Genomic DNA, 21,680 nt, shown 5'->3' with positions numbered 1-21,680 from the left:
AGCGCCTATTAAGGCTTAAAGCAAAGTGGGAGAAAAGTATGTTCAGAGATTTCATTAAGGAAAGAACCGCAGTTATTTTTTTAGTGATGGCGTTTGTTTCCGGCATTTGCGGGTCGTTTTTCTACCCTCTATCTAGTTTATTTATTATTGAAGGTTTAGGAGCTAGCCCCGCGATGCTCAGCGCTTATATGGTGCTGACAATCTGCACATCTGTTGTCGTTTCTCAGTTTATGGCGGCGCAATCAGACAAAGGTTGGAACCGGAAAACAATACTTGTAGTTTCGTTGTTGTGTTATCTAGTTACGGTGTTGGCATTTAGCCTTATAGATAATTACTACTTGGCCGTTGGATTTTCGATTGTGTTTGGTAGTGTTAGCGGTGCGATTTTTGGTCAATTGTTTGCTCTAGGTAGAGAATATGCCGATGAACATATTGAAGACTCGACAAGTTTTTTATCGACTATGCGCGCTGGGATAGCAATTGCATGGGTTGTAGGACCTCCTATTGCTTTTAGTTTGAAGGGAACGTTTGGTTTTAGTGCTTCTTTTTTAGTCGCTGCGGGCGCAACCATATTCACGATAGTGCTAACTTTCATCTACATCCCAAGTAGTGTGATAAAAAAGGCACAACCTGAGCCGACAGAACAGAGCAAGTTTACTTTTAACAAATCTATTATCTTGTTTTCAATCGCTAGTGTTTTGATGTTTACGGCCAATAACCTTTATATAACCAGTATGCCTTTATATTTCACTCAGGAGTTACTTGTTGATGCAAGTTGGGTCGGATTTATGTTTGGTCTAGCAGCGTTTTGTGAGATTCCAATTATGATGAAAGCGGGGCGACTAGCGACTCAATTTGGCACTATGAAGCTCTTAGCGTTTTCTTTGGTATGTGGTTGTTTGTTCTTTATCGGTATGTTGAACGTTACCCAGATGTGGGCTCTGCTAGCGTTACAAGTGATTAACGGCATTTTTATTGGGTTAACTGCTACGTTAGGTATGGTTGCGATGCAGGATATGATGAAAGAACATTTAGGTACGGCCTCAACGCTGTTTTCCAATTTACTACAGGTTAGTATGCTTGCCGCGAGTTTGTCGGTTGGTATTGTAGGTGAGTTATATAATTACTACGTTGCATTTTATATTTGTCTAGTTTCTGCGGCTTTAGCGTTATTGCTCATGTTTTATTTTGTTGTTCAAGAAAATACTCTAATCAAGACACAGTTGACGCAACAAGTTAGCTATTAGTCCTTATTCAGCTACGCAGGGAAGGTAACTGCGCGGTTTCTTCCCTCGTTTTTAGCTCTATATAACGCGCTGTCAGCACATTTGATTAAAGTTTGAGGGGTGGTGGATTGTGTTGGATACACGGTGCAGCAGCCGCTGCTTATGGTAACGATGTCACTATCAACTTTCGGGTGAGATATTTGACAAGCGATAACCGCAGCGCGGATAGACTCTGCTAACTGCTTTGCTTGGTTGGCATCACCATAGACAATAGCGGCGAACTCTTCCCCTCCGTATCGACACGCAATGTCACCATTTTGGTCACATTGTAATTTGATGGTCTTGGCTATTTTCCGCAAGCATTCATCGCCCGCACAATGGCCCAGTACATCGTTATATGCCTTGAAGTGGTCGACGTCTAACATCACGAGCGAAACCGGTTTTTGCTCGCGCCTTGCCACGTTAATCAATAATCTCAGTTTAGAATCAAACTCGCGGCGATTGTATAGGTTCGTTAAGCCATCTAGCTTTGCCATGCTATACATTTGTTCGCTTAATGTTTCGGGTTCGATGATACCAAATAGAAGTGAAGCGTTACCTGACTCGTTGGTCTCTAATACCCTTGCTCGACTGGTGAAATAGAGGGTTTTGCGAGAGATAGGATCAAAGTAGGGGAAGCTATTCATGTATTCATCTATCTGCCCACTTTTCAGTTGTTGGTAATCCTCAAAAATTTTCTTTGCCTTATCGGAGCATTTGATCGCAACATTCGAGTTATAGTCGCCGGCAATGGGGCAGACTTGCTGTACGGAGTGAGCAATAGTGGAGGAATCAAGCGTGAAGGTGTCACGCATGGTTTGGTTACAATAGAAAAGGTTGGGGCAATCATCGAGATCGATGATCCACCATGACAGTTTAGAAAAATTCAACAACTGCTCAGATGCCTTATATAGCGCTTCTACTCGCTCGTTTGGAAACATAATTCGATCTACTTTACTGCTTAGTTCGACAGACAGTTAGCCATGATGTCCACTGCAATAATTTGTTTTATATATATTAATGTAGATTATAAAATGAAAGTTAGTGATCTAAGCAAGGCAATCAAACGGCAAGAATTTTTAGTCTTATAATTAAGACAATTATCATTTTGTTTTTCAGCGGCCATCTAAAACAAAAACGTCGGCATGGGCCGGCGTTATTTTTACTAATTTTATTAATGACTTAGTTTCATGGTGAGTACGGTTTTGAGGCCGCCCATAGAGCTTCGGCTTAGCTCAATTTGGCCTCGATAACTGTGTACCATTTCACTCACTATGTTTAAGCCTAAACCCGTACCAGGAGTGGTTTCATCCAAACGTACTCCACGCTTGACTACTTGAGCCAGTTTTTCTTCGGGTATGCCTGGGCCATCATCTTCGATAATGATATTGACGTTCTCTTGATCTAGGGTTTCTGCGTGAACGCGAATAATACTTTGCGCCCAGAGGTAACCGTTCTCTAACAAGTTACCGACCATCTCATCAAGGTCAGTAGGATCAATTGATACTTCTAACTCAGAATCAATTTCATTAATCAGCGTGATGCCGCGATCGGCATAGACTTTATCAAATGCCATTGAGATTGCATCGATACGCTGAGAAGGGTTCGCTCTAACGGAAAGGATGTTCTTTGAACCTGCCATACGAGCTCGGCCTAAATGATAGTCTATTTGATTTTGGATTTGATCTAACGGCGGCTGAAGATGCTGCTTTGTGTCATCGCTTAATGTTGCGACTTCATTTTTCAATACCGATAGCGGTGTTTTAAGCGCATGAGATAGGTTACCAGCGTGGTGGCGCGCTCGATCAAGTAGCTCTTGGTAATGAAATACCAGCGCATTGAGATCGGAGACCACAGGTGCAATTTCGCTTGGGTAATCATCTTCGAGCTGAGTTTTGTCACCACTACGTAACTGATTTAATTCTCGGTGCATTTTGGTGAGTGGGCTTAATGACCAAAATACTTGAATAACGATCACCGCCATTACGCCAATATAGAGAAGGAGCAGGATGATCCACAATTGGCCCATCAACTTATGCAGAGTGTCTTCTAATGGCTGTTCATCAATACCAATGATGATATGTATTGGGCCATCATAATCTGGAAAATAGAGCGTAGAATCTACGTATATTAGGAGTTCGTCTCGTGCGCCGAACGCTTCGGTTTTGTTATCTCTAAAGGTGATTTGGCGATCCCATAGTGAGCGAGAGCGAATTTGGCTATGTTCTGTTTCAGCTGACCAATACAGCCCACTGTAAGGGTGAGAAAAGCGAGGGTCTGAAAGTTGAGTTGAAAGGGTGAGCTCACCAAATTCATCCACTTCAAGGTTGCCAGTGATTTCATCTAAATAGATATTGAGTTGAGATTTTGCATCATCAACCATGTAGCTATTCACTTGATTGGGGACGGTGACCCCCGCCGCGATAATCATGGCAGTCAGCCAAACAATAGCCGCCAGAACGAGGCGGCTTTTGAGGCTTAAACGTTTAAAAAGAATTCCTGCTTTATTCGGCATTCAGTTGGTACCCAAGCCCGCGAACCGTTTTAATCACATTAGGTGCGATTTTCTTACGAATTCGACCAATAAATACTTCAATAGTATTTGAGTCACGATCGAAGTCTTGTTTATAGATATGCTCAACCAACTCGGTGCGAGAGATAACCTTATCGGCATTATGCATAAAGTAGGCAACCACCTTATATTCAAGTGCAGTGAGCATGACTCCTTCACCTTGCCACATCACTTTTGAGGTTCGGGTGTCTAGGCTTAAATTACCCACTTGCATCACTGGAGAAGCATTGCCCGATGCTCTGCGCAGTTGTGCGCGAATACGAGCGGTAAGCTCTACCATCTCAAATGGCTTGGTTAGGTAATCATCCGCGCCAGCGTTTAGGCCTTCGACACGTTGGGTTAAAGTATCGCGGGCACTGAGAATAATAACGGGTGTGTTGATGTTTTCATCTCGGATGCCTTTTAGCACGGTAAGACCATCAAGTTTAGGTAAACCTAAATCAAGAACGATGGCATCCCATTGCTCAGAAGTCGCACGATAGAGTGCGTCAATACCATCTTGAGCCAGCTCAGGTACCCAACCTGTTTGCTCAAGCGTTTTGAGAATTTGTTCGCCTAAACGAGGTTCATCTTCAACTACGAGTATTTTCATTATTATTTATCTTCTGTGTTTTTTAAGGCTTGCTTGAAATTACGCCCTTTAATGAGCGTCATTTCAAGGGTTTGAGCGTTGTATTCCACTTTGATGATGTTGTTGTTGTAGTTGAGCTTTAGCTCATAAACCCAAATGTCATCATCTTCTTCTAGCTCGACTTTGATGATTCGGCCATGTAGATCGCGCTCAACGGCTGCATACATCTCGGAAAAAGGACGGATATAGCCTCTTTTTACCGCGCGATAGACTTCATCTTGGTCTTCTTCAAATTCAATCTTTGTGCCTGGCTTTTCGACATCGCGAACTAACGCATGACCATCGCCTTGATGGTCAGCCAAGCTTGGGAAAGACACAGCCGCGCATCCTGCAAGAGCTATTGTCAGAATCAATTGTTTATTAAACATAGCGTTACCTTTCCACAAAATCATAGAACCATTATAGGATGTTGAACATGAATACAAAGTGAATCATGAAGGAAATTAGTTCATCGTCGCTAATAGTTCAGTCGCTTGTTGACGCATTTCTTTGCTTTCTTTGACCAAGTCTGGGTCTTCGTTTTCTGCGATGATTTGGTCAAAGTGAACGACTGCTTGTTCTAAGTTCTCGCGGCTTTCATCGTCAAGTAAGCCAACATACTGTTCGCCGATAAAGAAATAGACTTCTGCTAGGTGAAACTTGTGCTTAGCCGTTGGCTCTAGCTCTATGATTCGTTTGGTTATTTCAATGCATTCACCATTCATGCCTTGAGTCGAAGTTAGAGACATGTAGAGGTTCATACATGGAATATTGTTTGGATCGATTGTTAGCGCATGCTCCATCAGTTCTGCGCCGCCTTGGTCATCAATGTCAAGGTGTAAGTAAAGCGATGCTTTTTCTGCGTAAGCGGCGACGAACTTAGGATCGAGCTCAATGGCTTTTTCAAAATCTGCAATGGCTTGGTCGGAATCGCCGTATTCAAGGTGAACCAGTTTGTCTTTGTTGTAGGTGTAGTCGTAACCAAGGATAAGCCCGCGTTGATAGTAGGCTTGTGGGCAATCAGGATGCGCAGCAATGTAGTTGTTTAATAGTTCTAGTCGAACTGATTCAGGTTGAGTGCGAAGCGAGTCTAAAAATTGGTTGAATGATTCCATGTTTAACGCCATTGAGTTGTTTGTATTGTTATTGAGACGCTATTAAACAGGGTGGAAATCCCATTGTCTAGAATAAAATCAATGATATAGGCTCAAATTAATGAGCCTATATCATTGTTATTGGCTTAGTTCATCAGCAAAGATTTTGTCGCGCATTTTCCAGAATCGGCCGGATTTACGTGCAATGACAAATTGAGGGGGACGGAATCTGTGTTGATTCGCCGCCACTTTCGAAGGGGAGGCTTCTTCAAATGGTCGATGTCGATCGGCGAGGTGCGGCCTTACAAATTGGTCTTGAAAACGCTTTTTTTGTGCTTTGGTGGTGAGTGACCAAAACTCGTGTACTTGCGCTTGGTTTTCCCCGCGGTAGGTCACGCGCAATTGGTTTTTACCTTTGTCATCTTTAAAAGTGGTTAAGTCCATTTCTAAGCATTCAAATACTAAGGCATCTTTTAAGTTAAGTGCCTCTTTTAGCTTTTTGTCTGGATCAACTAGGGTTGCATCACACTCATGACAAATGCGCGCTGCGATGTCGTTGTCTGCACCACATTCACCACAATACTTCGCTCGGAAACGATAGCCGCAATGTTCACGTTCGCCAGTTTCATCGTCTTCAAAGTAACCTTGGCAACGACGGCCAAAATGCTCGATTAAAAAGCCATTACTGTCGAGTTTTCCCCAGAAGTTGTTGTTAAAGCCGCATGCAGGACAGGGGATAGTGATGATTTCGCTGTCAGAATCTGGTTTTGGATTACCTACTTCAGGTTGATAAAGGTCATAACTGTTGCCAGCGTAATCAAGCACCAAACATTCAGTTTTTCCTTCCGATAGACGTAAACCGCGACCTACAATTTGCTGATAAAGGCTCACTGATTCGGTGGGACGAAGAATGGCAATTAAGTCGACATGAGGGGCATCAAACCCTGTTGTTAGTACTGAAACGTTAACCAGATATTTGATTTTACGATCTTTAAAGCGTTGGATGATGTCATCACGCTCTGGCGTTGGCGTATCACCAATCACGATGGCTACTTGTTCAGCGGGCAGTAATGAGTGGATTTCTTGTGCGTGACGTACCGTTGCAGCAAAGATCATAATGCCTTGTTTATCTTGCGCCATTTGAATGATCTGCTGAACAATTTGCGGAGTTGCTCGCTTAGCTTGATCAATCACCATGTCCATCTCAGATTCTTTATATCGACCTGTGGATGCCGGTTTTAATTGGGAGAAGTCGTAGCTTAGAACTGGCGCATCCATCATGCGAGCCGGTGTTAAGAAGTTTTCATCCAGCAGATAACGAATAGGCAGTTCGAATATACAGTCTCTAAAGAAACGAGGATCTTCACTGCGCACTTGACCGCGTGTGTGATATTGGTAAATCCAACCTACGCCTAAGCGATAAGGGGTTGCGGTTAAGCCAAGTACCTTCAAGCCGGGGTTTAGCTCGCGCAGGTGTGAAATTACTTTTTGATAGCTGCTGTTTTTGTCTTCTGGGACTCGGTGGCATTCATCAATGACTAACAGAGAAAATTGATCTTTAAACGCATCAAGATTGCGCACTACTGATTGTACTGAAGCAAACACCACTTGTTGGTCGGTTTCTTTTCTGCCAAGACCGGCGGAGAAAATTGACCCTGTTAGCCCGTAACCTTCGTACTTGGCATGGTTTTGTTCTACCAGCTCTTTTACGTGCGCCAATACCAATACTCGCCCTTTGGCTAAACGGGCTAGCTCTGCAATCACAAGGCTTTTTCCTGCCCCTGTCGGTAACACGATAACGGCAGGAGTAGAGTGTTTACGAAAATAATGGATAACCGCTTTGACGGAATCCGCTTGATAAGGGCGCAGGGTGTACATAAATTCTGTGAAATAGCTCAACTATTTAGATTAAGCCGATTATAATACCTCAGCTAAGAGAGATGAGGTATTCATGCGTTTAGATAAATTTTTATGTGATGTACTTGGTGTCACCCGTAGAGAGGCGACTCAAATCCTAAAATCAAAGACAGTTACGGTCGATGACGAGATGGTGAAGAGTGGTTCAACGAAGTTGACCGAAGACAATGTGGTTGAATGGCAAGGTCGTGAACTGCAGCTTCATGGTCCTCGTTACATCATGCTTTATAAACCAGAGGGTTTTGTTTGTTCACATGAAGATGGCAGCAACCCAACCGTGTTTACTCTGTTAGATGAAGTCAAAATGGATAAGCTGCATTTTGCTGGCCGCTTAGATGTCGATACAACCGGTTTAGTTCTGATGACCGATGATGGCCAGTGGTCACACCGTATTACGTCACCAAAGCACAAGTGTGAGAAAACTTACCGAGTTTGGTTGGCAGACCCTGTTCAGCCAGATTATGAAGAGAAGTTTACGCAAGGTATTCAGCTGAAGAGTGAAGAAGGTTTAACGTTACCTGCGAAACTTGAAGTGCGAGCGGAGAAGGAGGTGTTGTTGACCATTCATGAAGGTAAATACCATCAAGTAAAACGCATGTTCGCTGCGCTTGGTAATAAGGTTGAATTCCTTCACCGTGAGCGAATTGGTGAGATTGAGATGGATGAGTCTTTAGAGCTAGGTGAATATCGTTACCTGACTCAAGAAGAAGTCGATTCTATCTGGAAATAGCTTCGTTTAGAGAAATAATCACGCCGCTGGGAAATTGTTTGCTTCCTACTGGGAACTAGTGTTTTAGGCATGAATCAGCGATTATATTCGATTAAAACAATAATAAAGCTGGAAGAGCTTTAGTCTCGAAATCTGTTTGGTTGCAGCAAGGAGCGCTGCATCGCATTCGCAACCGAGTAGGAGACGTATGTCGAACACTTCAACATCGCAACAAAATACACCGCAGATCAGTTTCCTTTTATTTCTCGTTTTAGGTGCAATTGGTGCGCTTACGCCCCTTGCTATCGACATGTATTTGCCTGCAATGCCGACCATTGCTCGCGATCTAGGCGTCGGGGCAGGTGATGTTCAATTTACTTTAACCGCCTATACCGCCGGATTTGCATTAGGTCAGCTGATTCATGGCCCATTAGCAGACAGCTTTGGCCGCCGACCAGTGCTTATTTTAGGCGTGCTATTCTTTGGCTTGGCTGCTGTTGTCAGCGCCACGACTCACGGTATTGATGCCCTTACATGGGTGCGGACTGCGCAAGGTTTTGCAGGCGCTGCTGCGGCGGTCATCATTCAAGCAGTCGTGCGTGATATGTTTGATCGTGAAGATTTTGCCCGTGCCATGTCTTTCGTCACCTTGGTGATCACCATTGCACCGTTAGTTGCGCCTATGATTGGTGGCTACTTAGCCATATGGTTTGGCTGGCGTTCGATTTTTTGGGTGTTAGCGATTTTCGCGGCGGTTGTGATTGCATTAGTGCTATGGAAAATTCCAGAAACACTCAAGGTGGAAAATCGTCAGCCACTGCGCTTGGCGACGACATTGCGCAATTACGTTCGTTTATGCCGTAACCCTGTTGCAATAGGCTTAATTCTTTCGGGTGCTTTTTCGTTTTCCGGTATGTTTGCCTTTTTAACCGCAGGTTCATTTGTTTACATCGACATCTACGGCGTGAGGCCAGACCATTTCGGTTATCTGTTTGGTTTAAACATCATTGCTATGATTATTATGACCAGCATTAACGGCCGTATGGTTAAGAAAGTCGGCTCTCATGCCATGTTGCAATTTGGCCTCTGGGTGCAGTTGTTAGCTGGCATCGGCTTGTTTGTTGCGTGGTCGATGGATCTCGGTCTTTGGGGCATCGTGCCATTTGTAGTTTTATTTATTGGTACACTATCAACCATAGGTAGTAATGCGATGGGGCTGCTATTGAGTGGCTATCCAACTATGGCGGGAACGGCCTCTTCATTAGCGGGCACGTTACGTTTTGGTATTGGTTCTATCGTCGGTGCGATTGTCGCCGCTCTACCAAATGGTGTGGCTTGGCCAATGATTATTGTAATGACGGCATGTTCTTTATTGTCTGCCGCATTTTATTGGATATTTGGAAGAAAGGCTTAATGTCTGAATACACAGTAGAAATTCAAAAGTTAGTAAACAGTGCTCTAGCAGAGCTTGATGAGTTACATAAAGCAGGTAAAGCGGTGAATGCACCGGTTGCCAACAACCACTTTTTAGTGCGTTGGGTAACTAAAGCGTTAAAAACGCAAAGCGGCCACCGTAGTGTGGTTGCCGATCTTACTCGCTGGCAAAAAACAGGGCGCTCGAAAGGTAACGACGCTAACTTAATGTTTACTTTCCAACGTATCGCTAAGTTTTATGGTGAATTTTTCCCAGAAGGCGAAGCGGAACGTGTGATTAAAGATAGCGATATTGAAGCGTTTCTTGACCAAATGGAACAGCAGGGCTGGGACGTCTCAACATCGGAGCCAATTGTCGGCGCAGGTAAAGTGCAAATTTACACCGAAGGCCAAAACTCTTTGGCGCTGTGTGCCGACCAATGTGACAACTGTTTTGATGGCGAAGCGCTTGTAAAACCGATGAGTTGGTTTGTTCGTGGTCATCATGCTCAGTTTATTGAGATGGCGACCAACGCAGGCTTTATGCTGCACAAGGTGACTGACTATAAATCTAACGTGAAATACCACGGTGAGTATGTCATCTATCCGGGCAATAAGGGCAGCCAGCTCGCTGAGATTCCGCTGAGTTATACGGTATAAGTTGCGCTAGTGCACTGAATAGACCTAAGAATAACGCTCCTTTAAGGAGCGTTATTGTTTCCTTCTGCTTTATTGCATATCGCTTTAATCATGCCCTTAAAAATGAACAGGTGCGCTGGCATCATGGCAAACCAGTAAAGTAATCCTTTGAACCCTTGCGGGTGCCACCATGCGGTGACATTGACACTTCGATGTTCGCCATGATCTTGAATGGTGAATTCCAATCGCCCTAAACCGGGGCCTTTCATGCCAAACAATAGCGAGATAAATTTTTCTCGTTCGCAGCGGATGACTTTCCACGAGTCAATGAAATCCCCAACTCGGAGTTCTGGTCCTTCAGGTCTGCGGCGAATTGGCTTTTGACCACCAAAGAAAATGTCTAACCATTCTCGCGTTCGCCATAAGCCATTGGCAAAGAAATAGCCTTCTTCTTTACTACCAATTTTGCTAACGACTTGCCAAATCTCATTGGCCAATGCGGAGGTTATTTGGCTTTCTCCGGTTTGTTTTGGGTAATAGCCATAACCAGATTGCCAGCGTTTGAATGCCGTTGGATCAAAGCCCCATACGTTACTTCTGACAAACTCCCCTTCGCTTTCGATACTTTGCTCCACCATCTCTTTAAAACTGATCATCTGTTGGGGGAATTTCGATTGGATATCGGCACTGTTGGCAATGAAATCATGTTCAAGCCCAGCCATTAAGGCTTTACCAATACTGGCAGGTACAGAAGTAACAATGCCAAGCCAATGTGATGCCATGGTGGGTGTCAGTAGTGGGGTTGACCATAATCGATATGGGCGGTTACTGGCCTGACATAAAACTTCAAATTGATCTCGATAGCAGAGGGTATCAGGCCCGCCAACTTCGAATAGTTGGTGCTGGTTTGGTGTCGATTTTGCTAAACAAAGCAAGTAATGGTTAAGGTTTTGTAGCGCGATAGGGTTGGCTTTAGAGTCAACCCATTTAGGGGTAACTAAAACGGGTAGGTTGTAAACAAAGTCACGCATAATTTCAAATGCGGCGGAGCCCGGGCCGATAATGACACCTGCGCGTAGTTCCGTAACAGGTATATTAGCTTGGCGAATGATTTCGCCCGTCATTTGGCGTGCTTTTAGGTGCTGAGAGTCGCCTGTTTGTGGTTGGATGGCGCTGAGATAAACTACATGTTCGACTTTGGAGTTCTTTAATGCATCTCGGAAATTTTCTGCTAGGCCAATTTCATAATCGACGAAATCATGGCCATGCGCCATGCCATGAACTAGAAAATAGATCAGATCAAATTGTGGTATTAGTTCAGCCGTTGCATGTTTATCCGCTAAATCTAAATAGCAGATTTCAAGATTTGCATGTGGCAGCGCTCGTGCGGTGAGGTAGTCGATTTGTCTTGCTGCCGCTGTGACTTGGTAGCCCTCGTCGCATAGTAAATTTAATAATTGAGAGCCAACATAACCTGAAGCGCCTAAAACTAGGACTCTTTTCATCGGGACACCTACTATTTATGTGGTTGTTTTTTATGCGTCATTCTATAATAGCTTGCTGATTTGGTAATTGTACCAATCAATTTTCTTTTGAGGTTGTAAGTGTCTTTGTTTTCACAAGTTTTTGACCACACTAAAGGCGATTTTTTGCGTCGTCTTATCGCTATTGCCTTACCGATTACTCTGCAAAGCATCATGTTTTCAAGCCGAGGCTTGGTCGATGTATTAATGCTAGGCCAATTGGGTGAGGCGGAAATCGCCGCCATTGGGGTTGCGGCTCGTGCAACGTTTGTTACCACCATCATGTTGGTGGGTGTAACAACCGGTGGTGCGATGTTAACAGCGCAATATTGGGGCGCTGGTGATCGCCAAGGAGTCAGAGAAAGTACCGCGTTGACATGGTTTGTCGCGAGCTTGTTTGGTTTACTGACTGCACTGATTTTTATCTTAATCCCAGAGCAGATTATGGGTTTAACGACGGACTCGGATGAAGTGATTCAGTTGGGCAGTCAATACATGGTGATTACATCGGTAACCATGCTAGCGGTTGCTTGCGTTGCAAGTATGGCGGTGGGTTTACGTGCGATGCACAAACCGGGTGTCAGCACTTTCTTCAGTGGTATCGGTATTTTATCCAATGTTTTTCTTAACTGGATATTTATCTTCGGTAAGTTTGGTATTCCGCCGATGGGCATCAAAGGCGCAGCGATTGCGACTGTGCTGAGTGGTGCTATTGAAGTCGCAACCTTGTACGGTTACCTGCACTTTAAAAAGCACTTACTTGCCTTCGGCTTAAAAGATATTGGGGCGACGTTAGTTTGGGATAAAGTTGTTCGATTTTTAAAACTCTCTATGCCGACGACTTTTAACTTCCTTGCTTGGGCTGGTGGATTGTTTGTTTATCATGCGATCATGGGACAGTCTGGGGTGCAAGGTTTAGCGGCGTTATCGGTAATGACGCCGGTGGAATCGATCTCTTTGGCACTTTTGATTGGTATGTCGAATGCCGCAGCGGTACTGATTGGTAATCAAATCGGGGCGAAGAAATACGATGAAGCGTTTTACCAAGCAATCGGCGTAACTTTGCTGAGCGTACTAGTGGCAGTTGTCGTATCGCTGCTATTGTTCTTAGTGCAAGGCTTGGTACTGGATTCGTTCAGTGCGTTAAGTGCCGAAACCAGAAGCTTAGCAGACAAGTTCATCGTGATTTTGAGCATCGGCATTATCTTACGCTCAGTACCGATGACCGTCATTGTTGGCGTTCTTCGCGCGGGTGGGGATGTGAAGTTTTGTTTGTATCAAGACCTTATTGCTCAATGGCTGATTGGTATTCCTGTTGCTGCATTTGCTGCCATTACTCTTGGCTGGCCGCCAGAGTGGGTTTACTTACTGTTTTTGACCGAAGAAGTGATCAAATGGGGCGGCTCAATCTGGCGCATGAATAGCAAGAAATGGCTAAAGAATTTGATTGAAAATTAGATCTAAGATGTCGCTTATATGCAAATTAATGCGTTTCTTGTGATCTGGTAGTCAAAACGCTTCCTACAGAGCCTGAATTAGTGTAGATTCACACTCCTAATTTATTCTTAAGTGAGCGAGTAATGTTACGGCTAACAGACCTTTGTAAGGGCTATGTAGATGGTGGTGAGTTCCACCCCGTTTTACAAGGTGCTGAATTGTCGTTGCAACAAGGTGAGCAAATTGCCTTAATGGGCGAAAGTGGTTCTGGAAAGAGTACACTGCTAAACCTTATCGCTGGCTTAGATGTTGTAGATTCAGGCCAAATTGAGTTCTCAGATTTTATCATGCACGATGGTAAAGAGAGTAAGCGCACTGCTTACCGCCGGAACAACATTGGCCTGATTTTTCAGCAGTTTAACTTGCTGCCTACCTTGAATATTGCCGATAACATCCGTTTTTGCCGTCAGTTAAAAGGCTTACCTGAAGATCAGGGCCTATGGCGTCAAATTCTGTCTGCTTTGGATCTTATGCCATTATTGGGGCGTTACCCTGAAGAAGTGTCTGGTGGTCAGCAGCAGCGTGCTGCGATTGCTCGTGCATTATACATGGAGCCGAAACTACTGTTGGCCGATGAGCCTACGGGTAGCTTAGATGAACGTAATGCAGAAGCGGTAATGCGCCTACTCACAACGTTAACGAAACAGTTAGAGTGCACTTTATTCCTTGTTACTCACAGTGAAAAAGTTGCTCAACATATGGAAGGTCGCATTAGACTACAAGGAGGGCAACTGCATGTTATGGCCCGTAGCTAAAGCCCTACTAGGTCACTACAGACGTTACCCTTTTCAAATACTTTTAGTCTGGCTTGGTTTAACGCTCGGTGTATCACTACTCGTTGGTGTTACTGCCATTAATGAACATGCATTGCAAAGCTATTCGCATGGGGAAAAACTATTTTCCAACCCTCTCCCTTACCGCATCCGTCCAAAGCACGAAACCAACCAAATTCCTCAAGGTTATTACATCCAACTTCGTCGTGAAGGCTTTAATCAATGCGCGCCATTTAAAACCGCACGTTTAAGCACGGCATCAGGCACAGACCTTATGTTGATTGGCCTTGATCCTGTGGCGATGCTGCAACTGCAACCGGGCGTTACATTAAAAGATTTACCTACACTAAATCTAATGAAGCCACCTTATCCTATTTTGGTAAGCAGTGATTTGGCCGGCCACATGGGTTGGCAAGACAATGGTTACATTCAACTGGATGATGGTAGCGAACTTGGCCCTATCGTGTTGGATAAGCAGGGCATGCTAAATGGTACTCGAATCATTGCCGACATGTCGCTGCTACGTATGTTGCAACGTGGCTCAGGGCTCAATGCTATCGCTTGTGGTGAAATGCCAAAAGATAAGTTAGCACGCCTAAAAGACAGCTTACCTAGTGGTATGACGCTATTTCGTAGCTCTGGCTCTGAGCTAGAATCACTGACTCAAGCATTCCACATGAACTTGAGCGCAATGGGTATGCTGGCCTTTTTGGTTGGATTGTTTATCTTCTATCAAGCCATGTCGCTTTCATTAACCCAACGTCAGCCTCTAGTGGGTATATTGCGTCAAACGGGTGTGTCTGGCTGGCAGCTAACGAAAGCGCTCTGTTTAGAGCTTGTGGTGTTGGTGCTCGTGAGTTGGTTATGTGGTAACGCGCTTGGCATGTTGCTCGCCAATCAATTGATTCCAAGTGTATCTGCGAGCTTAGGTGATTTGTATGACGCTAACGTCGGTTTATCGATAGATTGGTCGTGGCGCTCAAGTTTATTCAGCCTTGCTATGTCGGTATTGGGTGCATTCTCGGCTTGTGCGTGGCCATTAGTACGTTTACTTCGTTCGCAACCTATTCGTCTGACAACGCGTTTATCTCTATTACGTTTTACTGGCACCGAATTTACCGTTCAAGCTTTGATCGCTTGTGCGCTTTGTGTCGCTGCAATTGCCATTTACCAAGCGCCTCAATCTCAAGAGTCGGGCTTTGTGATCATTGCGCTGATGCTATTGAGTGTCGCTCTGTTCACGCCATTCTTAATCTGGCGCTTATTCATCAGCTTCACTTACTCGATGCGTTGGGTAAAAGTGCGTTGGTTCTTCTCTGATGCGGCTGCGAGTATGAGTTACCGCGGCGTTGCGACCATGGCATTTATGTTAGCAATGGCTGCCAACATTGGCGTTGAGACTATGGTTGGTAGCTTCCGAGATACGACCGATAAGTGGCTTAGCCAACGTTTGGCGGCGGATCTGTACATCTATCCAAACAATAGTGCAGCGGCTCGCATGAGCAGTTGGCTGAGTAAGCAGCCAGAAGTGAAATCTGTCTGGTGGCGCTGGGAAAAAGAAAGTACGACACCTAACGGCGTCCTACAAGTCGTCAGTTCCGGAGCATCAGAAGGTGAACTTGATGCGCTTACCGTGAAACTGGGTGTGCCGAATTATTGGTATCACTTGCACCACTCGAAAGGGGTGATGGTGAGTGAATCGATGGCAATTAAACTCAACATTCGCCCGGGTGATTACATCAATCTGTATGGCAAGTTGGGAGACGGTTGGCAAGTTGTTGGTGTGTATTACGATTACGGTAATCCATACAATCAGGTGTTATTGTCACACCGTAACTGGTTATACGCCTATGCAGGTAACGGTAATGTAGCGCTAGGCGCGGTGCTCAACGATGGTGTGCCATCAGTCGGCTTAAAACGTCGGATGGAATCTGTCTTTAGGTTAAGCTCAGATAGGATTTACGACAACAGTAGTATCCACAAGCAAGCGATGCGGGTATTTGATCGTACGTTCTCTATTGCAGATACGCTGGGTAACATTACCCTTGTGATTGCGATATTCGGTATTTTCTTCTCAACGGTGGCTGGGGAAGTCTCAAGACAACGGCATGTATCCTTACTGCGATGTTTTGGCTTGTCGGGCAGAGAGCTCATTGTGATGGGCAGTATGCAGCTGTTTGTATTTGGCGCTATTTCTATCATTGTCGCTATGCCGTTAGGCTTAATGCTCGCGCATTTGGTGGTTGATATCGTTATTAAGCAGTCATTCGGTTGGACGCTTCAAATTCAGTTTATTCCTCATGAATACTTACAGACGGTCGCGCTCGCTATGTTGTCACTGATGGTGGCTGGCGCAATTCCTGTCATTAGGATGGTTAGGAACACACCAATGAAATCGCTAAGGGACGCGTTATAGATGACTAAAAAGGTTAAGGGACAAACCGTAAAACTTGCTTCGGCAATATTAGTGTTGACGCTGATATTATGTGGTTTTATCTATGACCGATTTAGTTCAGACAATGTCTTACCTTCAGACAGTGAGGTGACGGTATTACGGATGAAAAACGCGAATGTGTTTGAACCTGTATTACCGGATAACCCTGTTATTCTTCCTAACGATTTTTCTTTTCAAAATGAGTACCAGCATGGCTGGTGGCATTTTTTTGCCAATGTGTCCGATCGCAACGGGACTAAGTATGGCATCCAATGGAGCTACTTTCGTATTGCCAACCAAGATAGAGACCGTTCGGGTTGGCAAAGTCCGCAGCTGTTTATTTCTAATATCGTAATCTCTAGTGGTAAAAAGGTATGGAAAGAGCAGCGTATTGCGCGTGGTGGTATCGGCCAAGCCGGGATGATAGCCGCGCCATTTAAGATTTGGATCGATAATTGGATGTGGCGCTCGTTGGGTAAAACACCGTTTCCCGGGCAACTGATCACAGAGACTGACACATTTAGCTTAAATATTCGCAGCAATACCGCTGGGCCGTTTGTATTACCCGGCGATAGAGGTTACGTGGCTAAGCATGACCTGTTACCGATAGCCTCACATAATGTCACTATGCCATTCTTAGACGTTGTTGGTGAACTTTCACTTGACGGTCAAGCACCTATCCGAGTATTTGGTTCTGCTTGGATGAGTAAAGAGTGGGGAAGTGGGCTTTTAGCCGAAAAGCAAAAAGGTTGGGATTGGTTTGTGTTGAATCTGGATGATGAAACAACCTTATCGGTAAACCGTTATCGCCATTTTAAACAAATGCCTCACATCTTCGGCACGCTGTCGACCAATGATGGAAAAGTTGTGCAACTGCAAGAGTCTGACATTCAACTAGAGCCTCTCAAGTTAACGACCTTGCCAAACAACAAAACGTTGCCGTTGCAATGGCGAATTGTTATTCCTAAATATCAAATCGATCTCACCATAAGTGCGGTCAATAACCAGCTATGGTTACCCTTCATCATCCCATACTGGGAAGGTCCTATCGAAACGAAAGGTAGCCATAACGTCACTGGCTTCATGCAGTTGACAGGCTATTGATATATCGACTATTAATTAAATAAGCGCTTTGTTTCTTATTTGTGAAAACAGAGCGCTTTTTCTATATTTTATGCGAGTAAACTAATCGCTAGTAGCCCTAATATACTGGGTTACACTGGACTTTCTAGCACGATTTATGCGGTATAATGGATAAATGGCTACGGAATATGCGCACAATTAGAGCGAATACATCGGAAATCCCGAGGTTAAACCTCTAAACAAGCGATTTTTCCTTGTTCGTCTAAGGCTATACACTCTCGCTATTCGTTGTTAATCGTTTATTAACATTATAAATATAAGGGACGATATCATGAGTGATATTATTCGCGACTTCTTTAAGATGGAGTCGGCAGGGGGAATTCTATTGGTGATTGCTGCGGCAATCGCGATGACCATTGCAAACTCACCTCTTAACGAGATGTACCAAGCTTTCTTGCACACCTATGTGTTTGGTATGTCTGTATCTCACTGGATCAACGACGGCCTGATGGCGGTATTCTTCCTGTTGATCGGTTTGGAAGTGAAACGTGAACTGCTAGAAGGCGCACTTAAGTCAAAGGAAACCGCTATTTTCCCAGCGATCGCTGCGGTAGGTGGTATGTTGGCTCCAGCATTAATTTACGTTCTATTTAACATTAATGACCCTGAAGCGATTCAAGGCTGGGCGATTCCTGCCGCTACCGATATTGCTTTCGCTCTAGGTATCATGGCGCTATTGGGTAGCCGAGTCCCTGTTAGCTTGAAAGTGTTCCTACTTGCTTTGGCGATCATTGATGACCTAGGCGTTGTTGTTATCATCGCTCTGTTCTACACAGGTGACCTATCAACAACAGCATTAGCGATTGGTTTCGCTATGACATTGTCATTGTTCCTATTGAACTCTCGTCATGTGACTAAGTTACTGCCTTACATGATTGTCGGTGCGATCTTGTGGGTAGCGGTACTGAAATCTGGCGTGCATGCAACGCTAGCTGGTGTGGTAATTGGTTTCTCTATTCCGCTTAAAGGTAATAAAGGCGAACGCTCGCCGCTGAAACACATGGAGCATGCGCTTCACCCATACGTCGCATTCTTCATCTTACCTTTGTTCGCTTTTGCTAACGCAGGTATTTCACTAGAAGGTGTGTCGATTGAAGGTTTGACCTCAATGTTGCCGCTAGGTATTGCGATGGGCCTATTAGTTGGTAAGCCTCTAGGTATCTTTACCTTTAGCTGGGCTGCAGTGAAAATGGGTGTTGCTAAGTTGCCTGAGGGCATTAACTTTAAGCATATCTTTGCTGTGTCTGTGTTGTGTGGTATCGGCTTTACCATGTCGATCTTCATTTCATCACTGGCATTTGGATCAGTGAATGCTGAATTTGATACCTACGCTCGATTGGGTATCCTGATGGGCTCAACCACAGCTGCTGTGTTAGGTTACTTCTTATTGCACACGTCACTACCTAAGAAGTCATAACCGCAATTTAAATAAAACGCCTCGGATATTCCGAGGCGTTTTTGGTTTTAGCGATTTACTTTTCTATGACGGTGAAGATATTCCATTCTTCAACCACTTCTTCATCTAACCCCACAACAGTGGCAGTAACTTTACGATTTCGTGCGTGGGAGACTTCATCATTGCCAGTGGCTTCAAGTTGAGTGTCACCAAAGCCGACAATCGTTACACGTTCATCATCAATTCCGTTAGCGACTAGCTCTTTCTCTACTGCCATTGCACGGTTTTTAGACAGCACAAGATTGTACTCAGGGCTACCGACTTTACTGGCGTAGCCTTGAATCTCGATATTGGCTGAGGTGTACTTTTTCAAGAAGTCCGACATGCTTGCGATTTGATCTTCAAACACGGGGTTAATTTCATAAGAGTCGTTGGCAAAGAGGATACGTAGTTGTCGTAGATCTTCGGTGACTACGGTTTCTCCACAGCCATCATTGTTGACTAACGAGCCTTCGATTGTACCTACGCATAAGTCTCGCGCATTGACCACGCCATCTCTATCATCATCTATTAAATCGGCTATTTGGTCTGCTTTTGGGGTTTCTATGTAATCGTATTCATCTTCATAAGGCGCAGATTGGCTGCTACAACCTGCAATTAACGCAACGGAGATGAGTGATAATGCGAATCCATGTTTCATGATCAGTACTCCACTTTTTGAGTCCACTCAGATGGCACATCAACCAATAGGGCATCGAGCAAATTACCAGTGGCATTCATAACACGATATTTGGCGTATTGTTCGGCATAGTGAGCATCGAGATAATCTTTACGCGCTTCGAACAGCTCATTTTCGGTATTGAGCAAATCGAGTAAGGTACGCTTACCAATCTTGTATTGCTTCTCGTAAGCGATCACGGTTTCAGAGGCAGAGTCAACGTGATCCGCGAGGAAGTTCTTTTGTTGTAACGTCAGATCTAACGCGCTCCAAGAAAGTCTCAATCCTTCTTCAACTTGGCGATAAGCATTGTCACGCAAGTCTTTTGCTTTGTTTAGTTGATAGGCTGCTCGTTCTGCTAAGTCTTGGTCGCTACCGCCGTTATAGAGGTTGTAGCGCATTCTGAGCATTGCGATAGTTTCATCACTTGAGCCTTCTTCACCACCGGCGTCATCTCGCCAAGACTGGCTCGCTTCGATGGAGAAAGTTGGGTAGTAGTTACCTTTTGATTGATCGTATTGGAATCGAGCTGCATCAACATCGGCAACGGATACTTGAATTACTGGATGTTTCGCAAATGCTTCATCGATTGCTTCATCGACCGTTAATGGCAATTTAGTTTCGTCGGCACGAGGGTAAATGAGACCAAGTGGGGTTTGACCGACAATGCGCATAAATTGTGTGTGGGTGTCGATTAAGTTGTTCTGCGCCGCAAGCAAGTTACCATGTGCTTTCGCGATACGCGCTTCAACTTGAGATACATCTGCCGTAGAGCCAATGCCTGAGTCCGCCCGCTTTTTAATATCTCGGTAAATATCTTTGTGCGTGGCTAAGTTGCTTTCTGATAGCGCAAGGACTTCCTCAGCTTTTACCGCATCAAGGTATATTTCAGTCACTCGCAGCGCCATGTCTGATGCATCCGCAATCAGTTGGAGTCGAATGGATTCTGCTTCTGCAGCTGTTCGATCCATATCATTGAGGGTAGCGTTTCCGTCCCAAAGCAGTTGAGTCAGGCTTAACGTGGCTTCCTTTCGAGTTAGGTCAGTATCGTCTCGTCCGGTTGAATCTGCAGGGTTGATTCTTTCATATCCTATACCTGCGTCTAAATCTAGGCTCGGTAAGTATGCACCACCTGACGCATCGTTAAGTTTGACAGCACTCTGATATTCATTGAATGAGCTTTTGAGCTCGGGGTTGGTTTTGAGTGCGATGGCGACAGCTTGCTCGAGGGTTTGACCATGGCTGTTAAAACTGGCTGCGATTAGGCAACTCAATATTAATGGCTTATTCCAACTCACAGGACTCTCCTTTTTTGAGGTACTGGCTATAGGATTAGACAGATGCTTCCATACGTCAGCAATATTTGGTTCAGCTATATAAAGGTTAGTTGAGTATTTGAAAAATGGAGAATTTTTCTCAGTTTTGGACTAAAAGTTTTGGACTAGACAATGGCTAGTACTTACGTTTGAAGTAAAAACAGATTGTTAAAATGAGCTTTATATCATCACTGCAAAAAGAAATGGGTAGGCTGCTGATTTTGTATCGCTTTTCTCGCGTTGCTGATCCTATATATCCTTAGTGTCGAGCTGTAGGCTTAAGCCATCGAGGTTATAAATAGATTTATTAAAAATGATTGCTAGATGATGTCAGTTTGTGTTACTTTCGCGCGCAATCTCGGAAGTGATATTCAATTGCCTCTGGGGGAGACGCGTAATGAGCATTCGGGCTGAGTGAACGTTACGTAGGGTAGGTATCGATAATGCCTTTATCGATAGACGGGATACTAATGTCGCTAACGTGACATGTGAATGGGAAACCCAACATTGAAATCATTAAACAAACACACTCTAATCAGCTTTGTTCTTCCTAAATGCCCTGTTCTTCAGAGCAGCAGCATTACTGAACCTTGATCTATCTCTCTGACATGTAATCCATCTTATCGATGGGTCTGATTTCGCATATTTAAAATTTGCGAAA

At 44.5% G+C, this 21,680-nt stretch carries 18 protein-coding genes; 9 read left to right on the top strand and 9 right to left on the bottom strand.

What is annotated here, in order from left to right; all coding sequences use genetic code 11:
• Positions 1–38 precede the first annotated feature (38 nt).
• Positions 39–1,247 carry a sugar efflux transporter gene (locus tag OH461_RS04895; protein WP_270019489.1) on the top strand — a complete coding sequence of 403 codons (1,209 nt, stop codon included), beginning with the start codon at positions 39–41 and terminating at the stop codon, positions 1,245–1,247.
• 11 nt (positions 1,248–1,258) lie between these two features.
• Here OH461_RS04895 and OH461_RS04890 read toward each other — a convergent pair whose 3' ends face one another.
• From OH461_RS04890 to OH461_RS04865, 6 genes are all read right to left on the bottom strand, one after another.
• Positions 1,259–2,206: a GGDEF domain-containing protein gene (locus tag OH461_RS04890; RefSeq protein WP_270019488.1), complete on the bottom strand. Its 948-nt coding sequence runs from the start codon at positions 2,204–2,206 to the stop codon at positions 1,259–1,261.
• Positions 2,207–2,439: 233 nt separating this feature from the next.
• Positions 2,440–3,780, bottom strand: a complete 1,341-nt coding sequence (locus OH461_RS04885) for an ATP-binding protein (protein ID WP_270019487.1) — start codon at positions 3,778–3,780, stop codon at positions 2,440–2,442.
• Entirely contained in the window at positions 3,770–4,429 is a 660-nt protein-coding gene (locus OH461_RS04880; RefSeq protein ID WP_270019486.1) for a response regulator transcription factor, read from the bottom strand. The genes OH461_RS04885 and OH461_RS04880 overlap by 11 nt, the downstream gene beginning before the upstream one ends.
• 2 nt (positions 4,430–4,431) lie before the next feature.
• Positions 4,432–4,836, bottom strand: a complete 405-nt coding sequence (locus OH461_RS04875; RefSeq protein WP_270019485.1) for a PepSY domain-containing protein — start codon at positions 4,834–4,836, stop codon at positions 4,432–4,434.
• Positions 4,837–4,911: 75 nt separating this feature from the next.
• Positions 4,912–5,562: a tetratricopeptide repeat protein gene (locus OH461_RS04870; RefSeq protein ID WP_270019484.1), complete on the bottom strand. Its 651-nt coding sequence runs from the start codon at positions 5,560–5,562 to the stop codon at positions 4,912–4,914.
• 117 nt (positions 5,563–5,679) lie between these two features.
• Entirely contained in the window at positions 5,680–7,419 is a 1,740-nt protein-coding gene (locus OH461_RS04865; RefSeq protein ID WP_270019483.1) for a DEAD/DEAH box helicase, read from the bottom strand.
• Between the two features lie 73 nt (positions 7,420–7,492).
• Here OH461_RS04865 and rsuA point away from each other — a divergent pair, with 73 nt between their 5' ends.
• The 3 genes from rsuA to OH461_RS04850 all read left to right on the top strand — a co-directional run bounded on the left by rsuA (position 7,493) and on the right by OH461_RS04850 (position 10,240).
• Positions 7,493–8,188, top strand: a complete 696-nt coding sequence (gene rsuA, locus OH461_RS04860; RefSeq protein ID WP_270019482.1) for a 16S rRNA pseudouridine(516) synthase RsuA — start codon at positions 7,493–7,495, stop codon at positions 8,186–8,188.
• Positions 8,189–8,375: 187 nt separating this feature from the next.
• Entirely contained in the window at positions 8,376–9,581 is a 1,206-nt protein-coding gene (locus OH461_RS04855) for a Bcr/CflA family multidrug efflux MFS transporter (RefSeq protein ID WP_270019481.1), read from the top strand.
• Positions 9,581–10,240, top strand: coding sequence for a DUF2913 family protein (locus OH461_RS04850; RefSeq protein WP_270019480.1), 660 nt, complete (start codon positions 9,581–9,583; stop codon positions 10,238–10,240). The genes OH461_RS04855 and OH461_RS04850 overlap by 1 nt, the downstream gene beginning before the upstream one ends.
• A 41-nt stretch (positions 10,241–10,281) precedes the next feature.
• Here OH461_RS04850 and OH461_RS04845 read toward each other — a convergent pair whose 3' ends face one another.
• A complete protein-coding gene (locus OH461_RS04845) occupies positions 10,282–11,724 on the bottom strand; it encodes a DUF2867 domain-containing protein (protein WP_270019479.1) in 1,443 nt (480 codons plus the stop codon).
• A gap of 99 nt (positions 11,725–11,823) precedes the next feature.
• Here OH461_RS04845 and OH461_RS04840 point away from each other — a divergent pair, with 99 nt between their 5' ends.
• From OH461_RS04840 to nhaA, 5 genes are all read left to right on the top strand, one after another.
• Positions 11,824–13,200 (top strand): MATE family efflux transporter, encoded by a 1,377-nt coding sequence (locus OH461_RS04840; protein ID WP_270019478.1) that lies wholly within the window; start codon positions 11,824–11,826, stop codon positions 13,198–13,200.
• Between the two features lie 122 nt (positions 13,201–13,322).
• A complete protein-coding gene (locus OH461_RS04835) occupies positions 13,323–13,994 on the top strand; it encodes an ABC transporter ATP-binding protein (protein WP_270019477.1) in 672 nt (223 codons plus the stop codon).
• A complete protein-coding gene (locus tag OH461_RS04830) occupies positions 13,975–16,428 on the top strand; it encodes an ABC transporter permease (protein WP_270019476.1) in 2,454 nt (817 codons plus the stop codon). Before OH461_RS04835 ends, OH461_RS04830 begins: the two co-directional genes overlap by 20 nt.
• Positions 16,429–17,550 carry a lipocalin-like domain-containing protein gene (locus tag OH461_RS04825; protein WP_443088437.1) on the top strand — a complete coding sequence of 374 codons (1,122 nt, stop codon included), beginning with the start codon at positions 16,429–16,431 and terminating at the stop codon, positions 17,548–17,550.
• A gap of 310 nt (positions 17,551–17,860) precedes the next feature.
• Positions 17,861–19,006 carry a Na+/H+ antiporter NhaA gene (gene nhaA / locus OH461_RS04820; protein ID WP_270019475.1) on the top strand — a complete coding sequence of 382 codons (1,146 nt, stop codon included), beginning with the start codon at positions 17,861–17,863 and terminating at the stop codon, positions 19,004–19,006.
• Between the two features lie 55 nt (positions 19,007–19,061).
• Here the strand turns inward: nhaA and OH461_RS04815 are convergent, their stop codons facing one another.
• Both OH461_RS04815 and OH461_RS04810 read right to left on the bottom strand, forming a co-directional pair.
• The gene (locus OH461_RS04815) at positions 19,062–19,685 is read right to left on the bottom strand and encodes an OmpA family protein (RefSeq protein WP_443088436.1); all 624 of its coding nucleotides are present in this window, start codon (positions 19,683–19,685) and stop codon (positions 19,062–19,064) included.
• A 2-nt stretch (positions 19,686–19,687) separates the two neighbouring features.
• Positions 19,688–21,001 carry a TolC family outer membrane protein gene (locus tag OH461_RS04810; protein WP_270019474.1) on the bottom strand — a complete coding sequence of 438 codons (1,314 nt, stop codon included), beginning with the start codon at positions 20,999–21,001 and terminating at the stop codon, positions 19,688–19,690.
• Positions 21,002–21,680: the final 679 nt, after the last annotated feature.

It is taken from the genome of Vibrio sp. LaRot3 (assembly GCF_027587025.1).
Classification (GTDB): domain Bacteria; phylum Pseudomonadota; class Gammaproteobacteria; order Enterobacterales; family Vibrionaceae; genus Vibrio.
Note: the sequence above shows the minus strand (reverse complement) of the source record. Positions and strands in the feature narration are given on the sequence as shown.